Consider the following 13,606-nt stretch of genomic DNA (forward strand, 5'->3'; position numbering starts at 1 on the left):
ACCCGGCCGCCGCCGCGCCCCCGGGTGACCGGGGGCGCGGCGGGTGGTCAGGCCAGGCGGATCTGGTCGCCGTCGACGGTGATGTCCTTCGCGGCGAGCGGCTTGGTGGCCGGGCCGCCCTTCACCGAGCCGTCGACGATGGAGAAGCGGCTGTTGTGGCAGGTGCAGTTGATCGTGCCGCCGTCGACGTTCGACACCGGGCAGCGCTGGTGCGTGCAGATCGGGTCGAACGCCTTGAACTGGCCGGCCTCGGGCTGGGTGATGACCACGCCCTGGCTGGCGAAGACCGCGCCGCCGCCGACCGGGATGTCCGAGGTGCGGGCCACGGAGTTGCTGCCGGCCCGGTCGCCGCCGCCGGCGTCCCCGGTGGCGGTGGCGCCGGGCGGGCCGCCGCTGGTCGGGGCGAGCCCGGGCGAGGCCTCGTCGTCGCTGCCGCAGCCCGCGAGCACCACTGCCGCGCCGACCGCCCCGGCTCCGGCGAGCAGGGCACGGCGGCTCTGGGTGACCGGTCGGGTCAACGCCTGATCATCACTCATATCCGGCCTTTCTCTCGGCTTACTGCGGAAACACGCACCAGCGTGGGGCACGGTTCATACTGGCGCGTCAACGTACCGGGCATCGCATGGAGGACGTCGGTCAGCGCGCCGCGGCCGGCACCTTGCGGGCCCGCGGCTTGGCGCCGCCGTTGCCGTTGGCCTTGGCCGCCCGGCTGGTGGCCGCCTTGGCGCCCTTGGCCTTGCCGTCGAGCTTGAGGATCGGCCGCAGGAACTGCCCGGTGTGGCTCTCCGGCACCTCGGCGACCTCCTCCGGCGTGCCGGTGGCGAGGACCGTGCCGCCCCGGTGGCCACCCTCGGGGCCCATGTCGATGAGCCAGTCGGCCGTCTTGATCACGTCGAGGTTGTGCTCGATGGTGATGACGGTGTTGCCCTTGTCGACCAGCCCCTCCAGCACCATCAGCAGCTTGCGGATGTCCTCGAAGTGCAGGCCGGTGGTCGGCTCGTCGAGCACGTAGACGGTGCGGCCGGTGGAGCGCTTCTGCAGCTCGGAGGCGAGCTTGACGCGCTGCGCCTCACCGCCGGACAGCGTCGGCGCGGGCTGGCCGAGGCGCACGTAGCCGAGGCCGACGTCGACCAGCGTCCGGAGGTGCCGGTGGATGGCCGGGATGGCGGAGAAGAACTCGGCCGCCTCCTCGATCGGCATGTCCAGCACCTCGGCGACAGTCTTGCCCTTGTAGTGCACCTCGAGCGTCTCGCGGTTGTAGCGCGCGCCCTTGCACACCTCGCAGGGGACGTAGACGTCCGGCAGGAAGTTCATCTCGATCTTGATGGTGCCGTCGCCGGAGCACGCCTCGCAGCGCCCGCCCTTGACGTTGAACGAGAACCGGCCCGGGCCGTACCCCCGGACCTTGGCCTCGGTGGTCTCGGCGAAGAGCTTGCGGATGTGGTCCCAGACGCCGGTGTAGGTGGCCGGGTTGGAGCGCGGGGTACGCCCGATCGGCGACTGGTCCACGCCGACGACCTTGTCCACGTGTTCCAGGCCGGTGATGCGGGTGTGCCGGCCGGGCACCAGCCGCGCGCCGTTGATCTGGTTGGCGAGCACCGTGTAGAGGATGTCGTTGACCAGCGTCGACTTGCCCGAGCCGCTGACCCCGGTGACCGCGATGAGCTGGCCGAGCGGGAAGCTCACGGTGAGGTTGCGCAGGTTGTGCTCGCGCGCGCCGTGCACCACCAGCTCGCGGCCCGGCGTCTGCGGGCGGCGGCCGGCAGGCGTCGGGATGGATTTGCGCCCGGACAGGTACGCCCCGGTGACCGACTCGGTGTTGTCGAGCAGCGCCGGCACCGAGCCGCTGTGCACGATCTTGCCGCCGTGCTCGCCCGCGCCCGGGCCGATGTCGACGATCCAGTCGGCCACCCGGATGGTGTCCTCGTCGTGCTCGACCACGATCAGCGTGTTGCCCAGCCCGCGCAGCCGCAGCAGCGTCTCGATGAGCCGGTGGTTGTCGCGCTGGTGCAGGCCGATCGACGGCTCGTCGAGCACGTAGAGCACGCCGACCAGGCCGGAGCCGATCTGGGTGGCGAGCCGGATGCGCTGCGCCTCGCCACCGGAGAGCGTGCCGGCGGGCCGGTCCAGGGAGAGGTAGTCCAGCCCGACGTCGAGCAGGAACTTCAGCCGGGCGTTGATCTCCTTGAGCACCCGCTCGGCGATCATCTTCTGCCGGTCGGTCAGCTCGATGCCGGCCAGCAGGTCGGCGGCCTCGCCCACGGACAGGTTGCAGACCTCGGCGATGCTCTTGCCGGCCAGGGTGACCGCGAGCACCTCGGGCTTGAGCCGCGCGCCGCCGCAGGCCGCGCAGGGCACGTCCCGCATGTAGCCCTCGTACTTCTCCCGGGACCACTCCGACTCGGTGTCGGTGTGCCGGCGCTCGATCCACTGCACCACGCCCTCGAAGCCGGTGTAGTAGGAGCGCTCGCGGCCGTACTTGTTGCGGTAGCGCACGTGCACCTGGTCGTCGGAGCCGTGCAGGATCGTCTTCTGCGCCCGCGACGGCAGCTTCCGCCACGGCGTGTCGATGTCGAAGTGCTCGGCCTCGCCCAGCGCCTCCAGCAGCCGCAGGAAGTATTCGAGGTTGTGCCCGGTGGCCCACGGCTGGATCGCGCCCTCGCGCAGCGTGCGCTCCGGGTCGGGGATGACCAGCTCGGGGTCGACCTCCTTCTTCGTGCCCAGGCCGGTGCACTCGGGGCAGGCGCCGTAGGGCGCGTTGAAGGAGAAGACCCGGGGTTCCAGGTCCTCGATCGCGAGGGGGTGGTCGTTCGGGCAGGCCAGGTGCTCGGAGTAGCGGCGCTCCCGGGCCGGGTCGTCCTCCGGCAGGTCGACGAAGTCGAGCAGCACCAGGCCGCCGGAGAGACCGAGCGCGGCCTCGACCGAGTCGGTCAGCCGCTGCTTGGCGCTGGGCTTGACGTTGAGCCGGTCGATCACCACCTCGATGGTGTGCTTCTCCTGCTTCTTGAGCTTCGGCGGCTCGGTCAGCGGGTGCACCACGCCGTCGACCCGGGCCCGGGCGTAGCCCTTGGCCTGCAGCTCGGCGAACAGGTCGACGTACTCGCCCTTGCGGCCGCGCACCACCGGCGCGAGCACCATGAACCGGGTGCCCTCGGCCATGGCCAGGACCCGGTCGACGATCTGCTGCGGGCTCTGCTTGGAGATCCGCTCGCCGCAGATCGGGCAGTGCGGCTCTCCGATGCGGGCGAACAGCAGGCGGAGGTAGTCGTAGACCTCGGTGATGGTGCCGACGGTGGAGCGGGGGTTGCGCGAGGTGGACTTCTGGTCGATGGAGACGGCGGGGCTGAGGCCCTCGATGAAGTCGACGTCGGGCTTGTCCATCTGCCCGAGGAACTGCCGGGCGTACGACGACAGCGACTCCACGTAGCGGCGCTGCCCCTCGGCGAAGATGGTGTCGAACGCCAGGCTCGACTTGCCCGAACCGGACAGCCCGGTGAAGACGATCAGGGCGTCCCGGGGCAGGTCGAGACTGACGTCACGCAGGTTGTGCTCGCGCGCGCCACGGATGATCAGTCGGTCGGCCACGGTGCGTGTGCTCCCGGAAGAAGAATATGAGGCGGATCTGTGCACCAGACGCCGGGTCTGGGTGGTTTTCACAGGTTGTCGGGGCGCAGAGAAGACGCCTCGGCAACTCTAGCCCCGACGTATGACAACTTCCGTCTCGCGAACATTCCCCCAGCTCAGGCCGGTCGGGCGGGAACCACTCACGCCCACCCGACCGGCTCGCGCAGGTTCAGAATGCCCCGGGTGCCGGGGGCGGCGCCGGACGCCCGGTACGTCGCCGCCCGCCACGCCAGCCGCCCCGCCGTTCGGCCGCCAGCCGGGCCGCGCGCCGACCGCCCTCGTACTCGATCTCCCGCTGCAACCGGCGCCAGCTCTCCCAGCGGCGCACCGGCAGCGCGCCGTCCTCCAGTGCGTCGCGCACCGCGCAGCCCGGCTCGGCGTCGTGGGCGCAGTCGCCGTACCGGCAGCCGGCGGCCAGTTCGGCAATGTCGGCGAAGGCACGGTCCAGGCCGGCCGCGCCGTCGAGCAGGCCGACCGCCCGTACGCCGGGGGTGTCCAGCACCGCTCCCCCACCCGGCAGGGGCACCAGCGACCGCCAGGTGGTGGTGTGCCGGCCCTTGCCGTCGACGCGGCGGATCGCCTGGGTGCGCATCACGTCCGCCCCGGCCAGCGCGTTGACCAGGCTCGACTTGCCGGCGCCGGAGGGGCCGAGCAGGCCGAGCGTGCGCCCGGGGCCGACGAACCGGCGCAGCGGCGCAAGGCCGGCGCCCCGCTCGGCGCTGACCGGCAGCACCGGCACGCCCGGCGCGAGGTCGGCCAGTTGCCGGGCCACCGCCTCCGGGTCGGCGGCCAGGTCGGCCTTGGTGAGCACGACGAGCGGCTGCGCCCCGGATTCGTGCGCCAGGGAGAGCAGCCGTTCGATCCGTGCGGCGTCCGGTTCCGGGTGCACCGGCTCGACCACCGCGGCGGCGTCGAGGTTGGCGGCCAGCACCTGGCCGCTGGCGTCCTTGCCGGCGGTACGGCGCACCAGCGCGGTACGCCGCGGCAGCACCGCCTCCACCGTGACCGGGCCGTCCGGCCAGGTGGACAGCAGCACCCAGTCGCCCGCGCAGGGCAGCGCGGTCAGGTCACGGGCGGCGGCGGCGAGCACGGCGCCGCCGAGGCTGGCCCGCACCGGCCCCTGCGGGCTCAGCACGGTGCAGACGCCCCGGTCCACCCGGGCGACCCGCCCGGGACGGTGGCCGGCGCGCCGGTCGAGGTGGGCCGCCCAGCCGGCGTCCCAGCCGAGGGCGGTCAGGTCGAGAGTCATGGTGTCCTCATCGGTGTCGAGGGATACGTGGTGGAGCACACGCGCTGCGACCGGCATGCACACCACCTCCTCTCCGACTCCCGGTGCCGCGTTGGCGACGACGCGGACCGGCAGGCCCGAGGTCGTCGGCCCCGACGGTAGGTGCCGCGCCGACGCGCCGAAAGCGATTTCCCCGGCGGCGCGGCCCGCCCGGGCCCGCTACTGTCGAACCGTGAGAACGCGATGACCGCCGACCCCCTGCTGCTGACCGGTCCGCTGGCCGAGGCGAACGACCGCCTCCTGCGTACCGTGTCCGGCCTGACCGCGGCGGACGTCGCGGCGCCCTCGCTGCTGCCTGGCTGGTCCCGAGCGCACGTGCTCACCCACCTGGCCCGCAACGCCGACGGGTTCGTCAACCTGCTCACCTCCGCGCGCACCGGCGAGGACATCCCGATGTACGCCTCGGCGCAGGCCCGCGCCGCCGACATCGACGCCGGCGCCGACCGCGGTCCCGCCGACCTGCTCGACGACGTACGCCGCAGTGGCCAGCGCTTCGACGCGGCGGTCGCGGCGATGCCCGTGGACGCCTGGGGCGCCACCGTGCAGACCCGGCGCGGCCCCTGGCCGGCGGCGATGCTGGTCTGGGGCCGGCTGCGCGAGGTCGAGGTCCACCACGTCGACCTGGCGGCCGGTTACCTTCCGGCGGACTGGCCGGAGGCGTTCGCCCAGCGGCTGCTGCACGAGGTGGTGACCGGGCTGTCCGGCAATCCGGCCGCGCCGGCCATGGTGCTGCGCTTCGACGGCGCGGCCTCCGAACTCGTCGTGGGTGACCCCGAGGGGGCGCCCACGGTCACCGGCCCCGCGCCGGAACTCGCCGCCTGGCTGACCGGCCGGGGCGCGGGCGAGCTGCTCACCGTCGACCCCGACGGCCCTCTGCCCAACCCACCGGAATGGATCTGAACATCGTCATGACCTACACCGGAGACGTCACGCCCGGCGGGCCGCCGGCCGTGCGCGAGCTCGACCGGCTCACCGTCACCAAGCTGTCGGTGGGCCCGATGGACAACAACGCCTACCTGCTGCGCTGCAACGCCACCGGCGAGCAGGTGCTGATCGACGCCGCGAACGAGGCGCCGCGCCTGCTGGAGCTGGCCGGCGACGGCGGGCTGGCCGCCGTGGTGACCACGCACCAGCACATGGACCACTGGGTCGCGCTGGAAGAGGTGGTGGCCAAGACCGGGGCGCGCGCGCTCGTGCACGCCGACGACGCCGAGGGCCTGCCCATCTCCGCCGAGCGGCTCGGCGAGGGCGACACGGTGCCGGTCGGCGACTGCGCGCTGGAGGTCATCCACCTGCGCGGGCACACGCCGGGCTCGATCGCGCTGCTCTACCGCGACCCCTCCGGCACCCCGCACCTGTTCACCGGCGACTCTCTCTTCCCGGGCGGCGTCGGCAACACCGACCAGGACCCGGAGCGCTTCGGGCAGCTCATCGACGACGTCGAGGCCAAGCTCTTCGACCGGCTGCCCGACGACACCTGGTTCTACCCGGGCCACGGCAAGGACAGCACCATCGGCGCCGAGCGGCCCGCGCTGCCGCAGTGGCGCGCCCGCGGCTGGTGAACACGCCCGGTCCGGCCTCCCCCGTGGCGGCCGGGCCGGGCGCGGTCAGCCGGTGACCGCGCGCAGGCGGCGCCGGGTGGCGAGCAGCACCGGGCCGGCGAGCAGCAGCCCGACCGCCATGGTCAGCACCGTGGGGTTGAGCGCCGCGGGCAGCAGCCCGGTCAGCGCCCGCGCGGTCAGGCCCAGCGCCACGTAGAGCCCGGCCCAGGCGGTCGCCCCCGCCGCCGCGCAGGCCAGGAACCGCCGGTACGACATCCGCAGCCCGCCGGCGGCCAGCGGCAGCAGCGCGTTGAACACCGGCAGGAACGGCGCCACCAGCACGATCCGTCCGCCACCGCGGTGCAGCAGCGTCTCGGCGGCGGTCCACCGGGACTCGCCGATCCAGCCGCCGACCCGGCTCTCCCGCAGCTGCCCGCCCCAGCGCCGTCCGGCGAAGAAGCTCAGCGACCAGCCGGCCAGGCAGCCGGTGACCACCGCGGCGACGGTCAGGGCCCCGCCGGCCGGGCGACCGGCGCCGACCGCCGCGAGGACCGCCGCGTCGCCGGGCACCAGCACCCCGATCAGGGGTACGGCGTCGGCGAGCATCACGATGCCCAGCAGACCCATCAGGAGGGTGGTGGGCAGCTCACCGGCGGCGGCCACGAGATCGTTCATGAGCTGCACGCTATGGCCCGCCGGTCACCCGGCACATCGGGCATGATCCCCCAGTGGCCCCCGACACCCGACCCGGAGATCCCTGAGGGTCATCGGGGTCGCAGCACCTGCACCCGGCGTACCGGGGAGTCGACGGAGGGCTCGGTGGTCGGCACCGGGTAGCTGGCCACCAGCTCCAGCCCGCCCGGCGGCAGGTGGCCCCGGTCCGGGTCGCCGACCAGCACCTCGACGCCGTGGTCGGCGCAGCGCCGCAGGTAGGGCAGGACCCGCGCGGCCAGTCCGGCGTCGTAGAGCACGTCGCCGGCCACCAGCAGGTCGGCGCCCGCGACGCCGTCGAGCAGGTCGTCGCCGTCGGCCGCCACCCGGACCCGGTTGGCGCGGGCGTTCACAGTGACGGCCGCCACCGCGTACGGGTCGATGTCGTTGGCGACCACCTCGTCCGCCCCGGCGAGCGCGGCGGCGATGGCGACCAGCCCCGATCCGGCGGCCAGGTCGAGCACCCGCCGCCCGGCGGCCAGTTCGGGGTGGTCGAGCAGGTGCCGGGCCAGCGCCTGCCCGCCGGCCCAGACCGACGCCCAGTACGGCGGCGGCAGCGACCGACCGGCGGCGGCCTCCATCCGGGCCCACCACAGGATGGCGTCCTCGGCCAGGTGCAGGCGCACCTCGGGCACGAACGGCGTGTCGACCAGTCGCAGGCGGTCCGGGCCCGCGCCGGGCACCGCGATCTCCTGTTCCAGGTCGGCCAGAGCCGTCTGCGTGCTCATCGGGGCAAGCATGCCGCGCCGCGCCCGGCGCCGGGGTCATTTTCCCGGCGCGGCACGTATTCACGGGCGCGCCGCGCGCTTCCGGCAGCGGATTGCGGTCCGGACGGTTACTGTCGGGGTGGTACAGGGCGACCACCGGCCGCGGGGCCGGCGCTCGCCCGCATTGAACAGGGAGAGACGCATGGCAACCGGCACGGTCAAGTGGTTCAACTCGGAAAAGGGCTTCGGCTTCATCGAGCAGGACGGCGGAGGCCCGGACGTGTTCGTCCACTACTCGGCCATCCAGAGCAGTGGCTACCGCGAGCTGAACGAGGGTCAGAAGGTCGAGTTCGAGGTGACCCAGGGCCAGAAGGGCCCGCAGGCGGACAACGTCCGTCCGATGTAGTGACGTGCCGGTGGCGGCGGTCGGGGCTCCGACCGCCGCCGCAGCGCATCATCAGGACGGCGCGGCCGGCAGGTCGCGCCGTCTCCGTAGCGGCCCGGCCAGCAGGATCAGCGGGGTCAACGCCAGCCACGCGGTCATCACCCGGATCGCGCCACCCGGCCCCCAGGCCGCGCCCAGCGCGCCGGCGAGCAGGGCGGCCAGCGGAATGGTGCCGTAGTTGAGCAGATGCATGCTCACCGTGACGCGGCCGAGCAGCCGGTGCGGGGTGTACGTCTGCCGGAAGCTGCCCTTGACCACGTTGCCGATCGCGACGCCCAGGCTCACGAGCACACCGCCGAGCACCAGCCAGGCGGTCCGCGCGCCGGGTCCGGCGAGCGGGATGAGCAGCGCGGGCGGCCCGGTGAGAGCGCCGGCGACCAGCAGCGTCCGGGCGCTACCGATCCGGCGGGCCAGGCGCGCGGCGAGCGCGGCGCCGATCACGCCGCCGAGGCTGGCGAGTCCGATCAGGAGGCCGACCAGGCCCGCCGGGAGTTCGGCCGAGCGCACCAGGAACACCACGAGCACCGCCTGGTAGCCGGTGAGCCCGATGTTGCTCGCCGCCCCGAAGACCGTCAGCACCCGCAGGTACGGGTCGCGGACGACGAACCGCAGCCCGGTGGCGACCTCGCGGCGCAGCGACGTCGTCCCGGCGTCCCGGTGCGGCCGGGCCTCGACCGCGCTGATCCGGCGCAGGCAGAGCGCGGACAGCAGGAAGGTGAGCGCGTCCAGCGCCACCGCGGTCACCGCGCCGACGAGCTGGGCGACGAGACCGGCCAGTCCCGGGCCGACGAGGTAGCTCGCGGTCTGGGTGGCGTGCAGCCGGGCGTTCGCCTCGGGCACCTGCTCGGGACGCAGCAGCGTGGGCAGGTAGACCTGGTCGGCGGTCTCGAAGAAGACCCGGGCCAGGCCGGCGCCGAGCGCCACGACCAGCAGGTGCCCGACGGTGAGCAGGCCGAGCAGGGCGGCCACCGGGACGCTCGCGAACAGCGCGGCGGCGGCGAGGTCGGCGGCGATCATCACGGGCCGGCGGCGGACCCGGTCGACCCACGCCCCGACCGGCAGGCCGGCGAGCAGCCAGGGCAGCCACGCCGCGGCGGTGAGCACCGCCACCTGGAACGTGCTCGCGTCGAGCACCGCGACCGCGACCAGGGGCAGCGCCACTGCGGTCATGTTGCTGCCGACGGCGCTCACCGTGTGGCCGGTCCAGAGCAGCCGGAAGTCGCGGTGCCGGAACAGCCCTCCGCGCGTCGGCGCGGCCGGCCCCGACATGCGCGCGGGGGCGGTCACGACGGGCGTCCCGGTAAGGCGTTCCCGCACGGCGCCGGAACGCGGTGGACGGTCACGGCCGGCTCGGGACGCCGTGGGCGAACACGAAGACCGGCTCGCGGCGCTGCCCGTCGTCGGGGATCGGCCGGTCGGCCCATCGGGTGAGCAGGGCGATCACCTCCCGGCCGAGCGCGTTCAACTCGTCCGGTGTCAGGTGCAGCCAGTGGTCCGTGCTGAACGGGGCGTCGTTCCACGCGGCGTGCGTCTCGTCGGACGCGCTGTGCCAGGCCCGCACCAGCTCGGTGTGCCGCTCCAGGTTCAGTGAGCCGGCGGCCTCGACGACCACCCGGGTGGACGGGTCGTCGCCGAAGTCGGACTCGGACCAGCGCACGCCCCGGTTCCGGGGCTTCCACCACCGTTCCCGGCGGTCGCGTGCCAGCTCGGGCGCCTCGACCAGCAGGTCGGCGGCGGCCAGCACCTTGAGGTGGTGGCTCACGTTCGCCGGCGCCTGGTCGGTGCGGTCGGCGAGCATGCCGACGGTGCACGGGCCGTACACCTTGAGCACGTCCATGAGCCGGCGGCGCAGTGGGTGGGCGAGCGCGGCGAGCACCCGCGAGTCGGTGATCTGCCGGACGGTCCGCTGTTCCATGCGCCCGAGTCTCACATCCGCAAGAGCTGTTGCGCAACAACTCTTGCGGAATGCGCCGGCCGACGGCGCCGCGACCCGCGGTCGCGGCGCCGGACCGTCAGGCGATCAACCGCCGGGACAACTCGTCGGCCACGTCCCGGGCGATCTGCGGCGGGATGGCCTCGGCGATCTTCTCCGGCGGCAACCCGGCCAGCACACCGGAGACGATCTGCTGCTCGTCGGTGAAGTCCCGGCCGGACAACTCGTTCACCTGCGCGACCAGCGCCGGCCAGGCGCGCAGCATCGCCAGCATCTGCTGCAACGGCGAGTTGGGCATGGGCGGGTTGACCAGCCCGGTGGTGCTGGCCGGCGAGATCAGCCAGTTGCGCAGGTTCTGCAGGTCAGCCAGGACGTCGCCCACAGTGCGGTTCTTCGAGCCGGTGTCCTTGATGAGCCGGTCGGTCTGTTCCATGTCGTCCTCCGGTTTCGCGGTGGCGATCATTCCGATCGCGGTCAGATAGCGGCGGAACAGCGGGGTCAGGTCACGCCCCGCCTTTGTCGAGTCACGGAAGAAGCTGAAATGCGTGTGGTACAGGTGGCTGCTGTCGCCGCTGGTGCGCCGTCCCAGCCGGTCCCAGCGGCGCACGGTCCGCCCGTCCGGGGAGTAGATGACCTCCCGGATGTCCCGGGTGTCAGCCGCGTTCGCCACGCACTGCGCCACCATCCAGGTGGAGAACGTCCGCAGGTTGTGCGTACCGCCGCCGGAGCGGACGGAGAACGTGCCGACGTCCAACGCGGACGCGTACAGGGTCAGGCCGGACCGGTCCCGGGTGGACTCCACCACCGAGTAGTCGTTCGTCACGACCCGGTCAGATCCGCAGTGGTAGCCGCCCCGGTGGTTGGGGTCGCCGACGATGCCGACCTCCGCCGGCTCCAGATCGTCGGCGCGTACGGCCTTCTTGTCGACGTTGAGATAGGTGAGCAACAGATTCCGGACGGCCAGCAGGTTCGCCGGGGCCGACGTCATGGCAGATCCCCTTCCGATCGATGACCGGCGAGGGCACGACAATCACACCGCGTGATGGCGTGCGATCCGCGGACGCGCCCCGCCGGATAACTGCACGGCACCGGGCACTTGCTCCGAGCTTAACCACGGTTAGGCAGAAGTGCCCAGCTCAGGGACGGTTTTTTGGACTATCAGCCCGCTGTGGACGGTGTCCGCGTGAGCGGCAGCTCCAACCCCGAGGGATGCTCACGATCGCTGAGAATCTCTCGCCAACCAGCACGAAGAGTCACGGCAGTGCCGAGTGGCTCACCGGTGCCGGGGTTGCGCGCGTACCGGGGGTGGGCGCCACCGGAGACCTGGACCCGCAGCCGGTGCCCGGGCGCGAAGCGGTACGCGGTCGGCCAGAGCGTCACCGGCACGGCGACCACACCGGACGGATCACGCGGGAACCGGCCCGGCTCGACCCGGACCAGCCCGTCGCAGACGTTCCAGGAACGCCCGCGCCGGTCCACGTCGCACAGACGCACGAACACGTCCAGGTACGACAGTTCGCTGCGTACATGAATCTCGGCGCGTACCGGCCCGGCCACCTCGACCGGCTCCGGCAGCGGCCCACCGGTGTAGGTGAGCACGTCCGGCCGGGCCTCCACCGGCCGGTTGTCGACCGCGCCGGCCCGCTGGGCCACGAGCAGCGGCCCGCCCAGCGACGGGGTCGGGTCGGCCGGGTCGTACCAGAAGCGGTCGGGCGTGGTGCCGGGCTCCGGCGGCTCCGGGGCGAGCCCGCCGCCCGAGCGCAGGTGCCACCGCACGGGCGTGGCGGGCGGCGGCCAGTCCGGCAGGTCACGCCAGCCGCCGCCGGCGCCGCCGACGTGCACCCGCACCGGCGCGCGCTGCGGCGCGGGCCGCCCGGCCAGGCGCGTGTCGAGCCAGTCCAGCCCTTCGCGCAGCGACGCCAGGAGCAGCCCCGGGCTGCCGTGGGTCCAGGGGCCGACGACCAGGCGGGGTCGCGCTCCGGCGGCCCGCAGGCGGGCGTAGTCGTCGAGCTGGGCCGGCAGGAAGATGTCCTGCCAGCCGCTGACCATGGCGACCGGGGCGCGCACCTCGGTGATCCGTTCGCCGAAGACCCGGGTACGCCAGTAGTCGGCGTCGGGGGTGTGGTGGCGCAGCCACTCCTGGAAGAACGGCACCGTGACACCGGTGGCGACCCGGTCCGCCTCGGCCAGCGGCAGGTGCGCCAGGGCACGGACGAGGCGGGGCTGACCACGCTTGAGTTCCCACTGCCGGGCCAGCCAGGGCACCGTCTGCGCCTGGAGCAGCTCGGCCCAGGTGAGCACCGTGTCCAGGGCGAACGACTCCCCCGCGTACGTGGAGTCGCGGGTGCCCGACGCGGTCACCACGGCAACCATCGCGCGCAGCTCGTCGCCCGCCTCGGCGGCGAGCGCCCACTGCACGAAGCCCTGGTAGCTGGCACCGAACATGCCGAACGCGCCGGTCCACCAGCGCTGGCGGCGCAGCCAGTCCAGCGTGTCGAGGCCGTCGTCGCGCTCGTGCACCAGCGGCGCGAACTCGCCGCCCGAGCCGTACGTGCCGCGGCAGGACTGGATGACCACGTGGAAGCCCCGCTCGGCGATCAGGCGGCCGAGCAGGCGGATCGGCCCGCCCCGCCCGTACGGGGTGCGGATCAGCACGCAGTGCGCGCCGGGCAGGTCGGGTGCGTAGTGGTCGGCACGCAGCGTCACCCCGTCGCGGACCCGGACCGGGATGTCCCGGGTGACGGTGACCCGCCCGGTGCGGGCGGCCGGTAGTCGCAGCGCCGCGGCGGCGGCCCGGGTGACCAGCCGCACGGTCAGTCGCCCTCGCCGGGGCCGGGTGCGGCGCCGCGGCGGGGCGCGGCGCGGATCTCGTCCCGGTGGGTACGCATGGAGCGCACCATCTCCGCCATGAACCGCTGCACCACGGCCAGCTCGTCGTCGGTGAAGCGGTCCATCACCTCGTCGGTGCGGCGCCCGAGCGGGCCGAAGAAGCTCTGCGCCAGCGTGGCGCCACGGTCGGCGTAGTGCAGGAGGATCTTGCGGCGGTCGGCGGTGTCCCGGTCGCGGCGGATGTGACCGCCGCGTTCCAGGCGGTCGACGAGCGCTGTCACCGACCCGGAGGAGATGTTGAGCGCCTCACCGAGGCGGCCCGGGGTGATCGGGTCGCCGACCAGCTCGGCCTCCATCACCGCGATCAGCGCGTGCAGGTCGGTGGCGTTGAGCCCGTGCAGCCCGGCGAAGGCGTGCCCGATGTGCTGGGCGTCGACGGAGTAGCGCCGCAGGTCGTTGGTGATCTCGGCGATCATCCGCCCGCGCGGGTCGTCCCGTCGCCGGTACATCCTGTGCGCCACCGCTCGC

At 73.5% G+C, this 13,606-nt stretch carries 13 protein-coding genes; 3 read left to right on the forward strand and 10 right to left on the reverse strand.

Annotated features, from left to right (window positions below; all coding sequences use genetic code 11):
- Positions 1–47: 47 nt before the first annotated feature.
- The 3 genes from DQE82_RS09245 to rsgA all read right to left on the reverse strand — a co-directional run bounded on the left by DQE82_RS09245 (position 48) and on the right by rsgA (position 4,873).
- Positions 48–536: a Rieske (2Fe-2S) protein gene (locus DQE82_RS09245; RefSeq protein WP_064445299.1), complete on the reverse strand. Its 489-nt coding sequence runs from the start codon at positions 534–536 to the stop codon at positions 48–50.
- Between the two features lie 100 nt (positions 537–636).
- Positions 637–3,585, reverse strand: coding sequence for an excinuclease ABC subunit UvrA (uvrA, locus tag DQE82_RS09250; RefSeq protein ID WP_113972486.1), 2,949 nt, complete (start codon positions 3,583–3,585; stop codon positions 637–639).
- Between the two features lie 208 nt (positions 3,586–3,793).
- Positions 3,794–4,873, reverse strand: a complete 1,080-nt coding sequence (rsgA, locus tag DQE82_RS09255; RefSeq protein WP_113972715.1) for a ribosome small subunit-dependent GTPase A — start codon at positions 4,871–4,873, stop codon at positions 3,794–3,796.
- A gap of 222 nt (positions 4,874–5,095) precedes the next feature.
- Between rsgA and DQE82_RS09260 the strand changes: the two genes are divergently transcribed.
- Entirely contained in the window at positions 5,096–5,812 is a 717-nt protein-coding gene (locus DQE82_RS09260) for a maleylpyruvate isomerase family mycothiol-dependent enzyme (RefSeq protein ID WP_113972487.1), read from the forward strand.
- Between the two features lie 8 nt (positions 5,813–5,820).
- The gene (locus tag DQE82_RS09265) at positions 5,821–6,474 is read left to right on the forward strand and encodes an MBL fold metallo-hydrolase (RefSeq protein ID WP_043331130.1); all 654 of its coding nucleotides are present in this window, start codon (positions 5,821–5,823) and stop codon (positions 6,472–6,474) included.
- Positions 6,475–6,519: 45 nt separating this feature from the next.
- Here DQE82_RS09265 and DQE82_RS09270 read toward each other — a convergent pair whose 3' ends face one another.
- Positions 6,520–7,128, reverse strand: coding sequence for a DedA family protein (locus DQE82_RS09270; protein WP_069089083.1), 609 nt, complete (start codon positions 7,126–7,128; stop codon positions 6,520–6,522).
- Positions 7,129–7,217: 89 nt separating this feature from the next.
- Positions 7,218–7,892, reverse strand: coding sequence for a methyltransferase (locus DQE82_RS09275; RefSeq protein ID WP_043331125.1), 675 nt, complete (start codon positions 7,890–7,892; stop codon positions 7,218–7,220).
- 181 nt (positions 7,893–8,073) lie between these two features.
- On the opposite strand from DQE82_RS09275, the gene DQE82_RS09280 reads away from it, so the two are divergent.
- Positions 8,074–8,277 carry a cold-shock protein gene (locus tag DQE82_RS09280; protein ID WP_013287480.1) on the forward strand — a complete coding sequence of 68 codons (204 nt, stop codon included), beginning with the start codon at positions 8,074–8,076 and terminating at the stop codon, positions 8,275–8,277.
- A gap of 51 nt (positions 8,278–8,328) precedes the next feature.
- Here DQE82_RS09280 and DQE82_RS09285 read toward each other — a convergent pair whose 3' ends face one another.
- From DQE82_RS09285 to DQE82_RS09305, 5 genes are all read right to left on the reverse strand, one after another.
- Entirely contained in the window at positions 8,329–9,603 is a 1,275-nt protein-coding gene (locus tag DQE82_RS09285; protein ID WP_233514623.1) for an MFS transporter, read from the reverse strand.
- A 52-nt stretch (positions 9,604–9,655) separates the two neighbouring features.
- On the reverse strand, positions 9,656–10,231 hold the full coding sequence (locus DQE82_RS09290; RefSeq protein ID WP_113972488.1) for a helix-turn-helix transcriptional regulator: 576 nt from the start codon (positions 10,229–10,231) through the stop codon (positions 9,656–9,658).
- A gap of 97 nt (positions 10,232–10,328) precedes the next feature.
- On the reverse strand, positions 10,329–11,237 hold the full coding sequence (locus DQE82_RS09295; protein ID WP_113972489.1) for a hypothetical protein: 909 nt from the start codon (positions 11,235–11,237) through the stop codon (positions 10,329–10,331).
- Positions 11,238–11,407: 170 nt separating this feature from the next.
- Positions 11,408–13,060: a CocE/NonD family hydrolase gene (locus tag DQE82_RS09300; RefSeq protein WP_113972490.1), complete on the reverse strand. Its 1,653-nt coding sequence runs from the start codon at positions 13,058–13,060 to the stop codon at positions 11,408–11,410.
- A 2-nt stretch (positions 13,061–13,062) separates the two neighbouring features.
- The gene (locus DQE82_RS09305; RefSeq protein ID WP_064445294.1) at positions 13,063–13,587 is read right to left on the reverse strand and encodes a MarR family winged helix-turn-helix transcriptional regulator; all 525 of its coding nucleotides are present in this window, start codon (positions 13,585–13,587) and stop codon (positions 13,063–13,065) included.
- Between the last annotated feature and the right edge of the window lie 19 nt (positions 13,588–13,606).

The organism is Micromonospora sp. LHW51205 (assembly GCF_003315815.1).
Classification (GTDB): domain Bacteria; phylum Actinomycetota; class Actinomycetes; order Mycobacteriales; family Micromonosporaceae; genus Micromonospora; species Micromonospora chalcea.

Coding starts and splice junctions, on each gene's coding strand:
- DQE82_RS09245 (WP_064445299.1), bottom strand. CDS start 536: ATGAGTGATGATCAGGCGTTGACCCGACCGGTCACCCAGAGCCGCCGT.
- DQE82_RS09295 (WP_113972489.1), bottom strand. CDS start 11,237: ATGACGTCGGCCCCGGCGAACCTGCTGGCCGTCCGGAATCTGTTGCTC.
- DQE82_RS09265 (WP_043331130.1), top strand. CDS start 5,821: ATGACCTACACCGGAGACGTCACGCCCGGCGGGCCGCCGGCCGTGCGC.
- DQE82_RS09280 (WP_013287480.1), top strand. CDS start 8,074: ATGGCAACCGGCACGGTCAAGTGGTTCAACTCGGAAAAGGGCTTCGGC.
- DQE82_RS09290 (WP_113972488.1), bottom strand. CDS start 10,231: ATGGAACAGCGGACCGTCCGGCAGATCACCGACTCGCGGGTGCTCGCC.
- DQE82_RS09305 (WP_064445294.1), bottom strand. CDS start 13,587: ATGTACCGGCGACGGGACGACCCGCGCGGGCGGATGATCGCCGAGATC.
- rsgA (WP_113972715.1), bottom strand. CDS start 4,873: ATGACTCTCGACCTGACCGCCCTCGGCTGGGACGCCGGCTGGGCGGCC.
- DQE82_RS09260 (WP_113972487.1), top strand. CDS start 5,096: ATGACCGCCGACCCCCTGCTGCTGACCGGTCCGCTGGCCGAGGCGAAC.
- DQE82_RS09270 (WP_069089083.1), bottom strand. CDS start 7,128: ATGAACGATCTCGTGGCCGCCGCCGGTGAGCTGCCCACCACCCTCCTG.
- DQE82_RS09275 (WP_043331125.1), bottom strand. CDS start 7,892: ATGAGCACGCAGACGGCTCTGGCCGACCTGGAACAGGAGATCGCGGTG.